This window comes from Methanosarcina sp. A14, from assembly GCF_001729375.1.
Taxonomy (GTDB): domain Archaea; phylum Halobacteriota; class Methanosarcinia; order Methanosarcinales; family Methanosarcinaceae; genus Methanosarcina; species Methanosarcina barkeri.
This window is the reverse complement of record NZ_LZPK01000185.1, coordinates 1-3,237: the sequence shown is the minus strand read 5'-3', so window position 1 is coordinate 3,237 and position 3,237 is coordinate 1. Positions and strand designations below refer to the sequence as shown.

Below are 3,237 nucleotides of genomic sequence, written 5' to 3'. Positions count from 1 at the left end.
CGAAAGGAAAATAGAAACGGGGGTCAATTTCCTTTCTTAGTTTCCTATTTTTTGGTATTGAGATATTGTGAAAACTAATTTTACTTCCTTGACCTTGTTTGAAAACTGGCTTATTTTAAAAATGGATAACGGAGAGAAAGCAGTTGAGTAAAAGGACCCAAATTTTGCTGTTATTGGGAGTTATATTAGTGATCATAGGTACACTCCTGAAAATTGCCATAAACCCGTTTTTTTGGGGTACCTGGATTGTAACTGCATTATTCGTGATTTTGCTTTTCAGAATCGATCCTCTAAATCCAGGAGGTAAAGATTGAATGATAATAAAGGTTGAATTAATATTTGTAATAATTCCGGAAGATTGCTTTAACCGGCTGATAAATTTGTAAATTGATAGATATAATTTGGTTTCTTAAGTAACTGTAATATGTTTTTGTAATCCATGAAATTTAGATTAATTTCTATATTATATAAATATGCACAAATGTAATATTTTATTGATTTTATTCATTGTTTTTTATGAGACAATATCACTTAAACCACCATCATTTAAGGCTAAAGATGTTGTTTTTAATGTTTTACTCATATGATTTACAACTAGTATCAGTCACTGCAAACCCTTCAAAAATACTAACTTTATTGTTTATTCTTGTTTAGATAGTTTATCTGGAAAGTAATTATTTATCATGTTAATTTCGTCTCATGCGAAACTATTATATACTCATAAACCTATTAAGCCCTTGATAGTGTCATATGGAACGATTTAATGCATATATTTGATATCAGTACTAAAAACATTCAGACTCATAAAAAGTGAAGTACAGGCTATATAAGACCGAAAAATCAAAGTTGCGCTGGAGCAACCTGCTACAAGCAACGGGGTATGTTCGCACCACCACTCCAAATTCCATTAAAGGAAATAATAACCTTAAACAATTTAGTTTGAGCAGAAGTTAATAACCGAAAATGGAACTGATAAATCACATTATCATCGACGGTTACTGGGGAAGTTTTCCACCCCCGCAGCAAGCTAGCGGGGTATTCGACTGAAATAAACTCTTCCAGGCAATAAATCTGTTTTATATGCAACTATTATTTCAATACTTTCAATTTCAATATGAATCACTCAGTTCCTAAAATGTGAAGGATAAATTTATGGAAAATTCTGTAAAAGTAAACTTAAAGGAAATAGACCCTAGAGAAATATTAGGTCCAATTGCCCACATATATCGGAGCAATGTGGCATACATGGCAAAGGAACTCGATGCTTACAGGGTAGGAAGCGGACAGTTTGAGTTTTTAATGTTTTTGTACTGCAAAGATGGAGTATCACAGGAGACTATTGCAAGAACCCTGAAAGTCAGCAAAGCAACAAGTGCAAGAGCAATCCAGAATCTGGAAAAAGAAGGTTATGTTCATAGGGAAAGAGACGAAAGTGACCTTCGAGCTTACAAGGTTTACCTGACTGGAAAAGGAAAGGAAATGAGAGATATAATATTTAAAAAGCAGACTGCTTTCATATCTATTCTCTTTTCGGATTTTACCTTTGAAGAAAAAGAAATTTTCAGGTTACTCATTCATAAAGCTGTGATTAAACTTTTTGAGCCTGGATTCGAGCCTCCATCTGACAGACCTAATGACATGAAGTAAAAAAACGGTAGAGATGAAAATATGGATGAAAAAAGTGAGTTTCTTGGCAAAGATAACATAAAGAAGCTCTTGTTTAAGCTCTCAGTCCCGATTGTCGTCGGAATGCTGGTTCAGGCTATTTATAACGTAGTGGACACCTTTTTTGTGGGAATGGCCTATGGAGCAGATGACGTCCAGGCCATAGGCGGGCTCTCAATAGCTTTTCCAATTCAGATGATAATCATGGCTTTTGGGATTATGCTCGGGACAGGTGGTTCTTCCATAATCTCGCGTGCTCTTGGAGCCCGAGAAAATAAAAAAGCCGAAAAAGTACTTGGAAATGTTTTTTCCCTGAGTTTGATTTTAAGCGTACTTATAGCCGTTCTCTGCCTTTATTATCTTGATCCGCTTTTGAAGGTTTTTGGAGCAACTGCTGGTGTTATGCCCTATGCTAGAGAATATCTTAAATATATAATACTGGGAGGAACTGTCTTTGTCTTTGGGACGGCTGTTCAGAATATTGTCCGATCTGAAGGAAACGCCCGTCTTGCAATGAATGCTATGGTTTTAGGAGGCGGCCTCAATATTTTCCTTGACCCAGTTTTCATGTTTGGTTTCGGGATGGGTGTTGAAGGCGCTGCAATTGCAACCGTAATATCACAGACGATATCTTCGATCTGGCTCCTGCTATACTATATTAGAGGAAAAGGGGCTGTACGCTTTAGGTCCAAAACCTTGAAACCAGACATGAAAATCATTAAGGAAATTGGGGCTATTGGTACTGGATCTTTTGTAATGGAATGCGCGAACAGTGTCATGATGATTTTCGTGTACAATGCACTTGCAACTTATGGAGGAGACGTTGCTATTGCTGTTTTTGGTGTGGTAATGAAGATTAATTCTATCATTTTCATGACCCTCCTGGGTATGGCCTTTGGCCTGCAGCCAATTGTCGGGTTCAACTATGGAGCAAAAAAATATGAAAGGATAACCGAAGCTGTGAAATTATCGCTCACAGCGACAACGGTCACTGGGCTTCTTGGACTGGTTAGTATTTACTTCTTAAAAGAACAACTTCTTGGGTTATTCAGCACAGATCCGGAATATATGGAGCTTGGGAAAAACGCTATAGTGATTATGTTGCTCGGAACGCCTTTGATAGGTATGAATGTAATTACTTCAACCCTATATCAGGCCCTGGGAAAAGCAAAACCCGCTTTCCTTCTATCCATTAGCCGACAGCTCCTATTTCTGATCCCTGCTGTTGTTCTCCTTCCCCGTTTATACCAGCTGAATGGAGTCTGGGCGGCTTTTCCGGTGTCGGACTTTATGGCATTTATGCTGTCCGGGTTTCTGCTTTTCAGGGGATACAGAATCTTAAAAGAAAGTAAATATTCTTCAAAAAAAGGTGCGGGGTCAGAAACTGCAGATAAAATATCACCTATCTGATATTTCATACCTGATGGTTATATCTGATGGTTAATATCTGACATGTCATAATAGGTATTCAGATTATGATAAGCAGCTTTTAAGTGAATAGGTTTGGAAATTAAATCGAAAAGAAAGAGAGAGCCATCAACCCTCTCTTAATGAACCTTTTCTTAGTAATCC

Annotated in this window: 3 protein-coding genes; all 3 read left to right on the top strand. The window is 37.2% G+C overall.

Annotated features, from left to right (window positions below; genetic code table 11):
• Window positions 1–188: 188 nt before the first annotated feature.
• The 3 genes from A9239_RS20400 to A9239_RS09550 all read left to right on the top strand — a co-directional run bounded on the left by A9239_RS20400 (window position 189) and on the right by A9239_RS09550 (window position 3,075).
• Window positions 189–314 carry a hypothetical protein gene (locus A9239_RS20400; RefSeq protein ID WP_255361928.1) on the top strand — a complete coding sequence of 42 codons (126 nt, stop codon included), beginning with the start codon at window positions 189–191 and terminating at the stop codon, window positions 312–314.
• Between the two features lie 838 nt (window positions 315–1,152).
• Window positions 1,153–1,647: a MarR family winged helix-turn-helix transcriptional regulator gene (locus A9239_RS09555; protein WP_048119256.1), complete on the top strand. Its 495-nt coding sequence runs from the start codon at window positions 1,153–1,155 to the stop codon at window positions 1,645–1,647.
• A gap of 21 nt (window positions 1,648–1,668) precedes the next feature.
• Window positions 1,669–3,075, top strand: a complete 1,407-nt coding sequence (locus A9239_RS09550) for an MATE family efflux transporter (RefSeq protein ID WP_048119258.1) — start codon at window positions 1,669–1,671, stop codon at window positions 3,073–3,075.
• Window positions 3,076–3,237: the final 162 nt, after the last annotated feature.